The organism is Vineibacter terrae (assembly GCF_008039615.1).
In the GTDB taxonomy this organism is placed as follows: domain Bacteria; phylum Pseudomonadota; class Alphaproteobacteria; order Reyranellales; family Reyranellaceae; genus Vineibacter; species Vineibacter terrae.
The window spans coordinates 1-521 of sequence record NZ_VDUZ01000132.1; the positions used below are offsets into that span (position 1 = coordinate 1).

Below are 521 nucleotides of genomic sequence, written 5' to 3' on the forward strand. Positions count from 1 at the left end.
AACCTCGCCAAGATCGAGCCCTCAAAGGGCTCCATGCGCGGCAAGCTCAAGCGTGCCGGCTGGGACAACCAATTCCTCGCCACCATGCTCGCTCAGTTCACAAATTTCCAAATGCGATAGCCCTGTCCGAACCTGTTTCCCGCGGTTGACTTAGAGCTTCCGGGCATTGCCCTTCAGGAGCTTGCCGGAGACGGCCGGACGATCCGTCATGGAAATTGTCACGTCATCGCCGGTGATCGAAGCCGTGAAGCAATGGCCGTCCCGGAGCGGCTCCCCGGGTTCGGAAATGCAGAGTCGTCCGTCGTCCTGGATCGACCATCTGATTGAGGCTGGCGGGGTCGCATGCTGTCGCGACTGCTCATCGAATCGCACGGTTCCGTTCGACAGAAAATAGAGGCTCCTCGACGTGGCGAATGGAATTGGGGGGAATTGTTGGTAACCTTCGCCGAGAGACGGAGCGGGGGTTGGGTTGGACGGGAATCGGGTGCTGGCACTGGGTCTTGGCGTGACGGCGCCGTGGC

General features: G+C 60.7%; 1 protein-coding gene. It reads right to left on the bottom strand.

Features of this window, described 5'->3' with window-relative positions:
• Positions 1–150 precede the first annotated feature (150 nt).
• A partial coding sequence (locus FHP25_RS41700) for a hypothetical protein (protein WP_218579012.1) occupies positions 151–521 on the bottom strand: 371 nt, incomplete at its 5' end.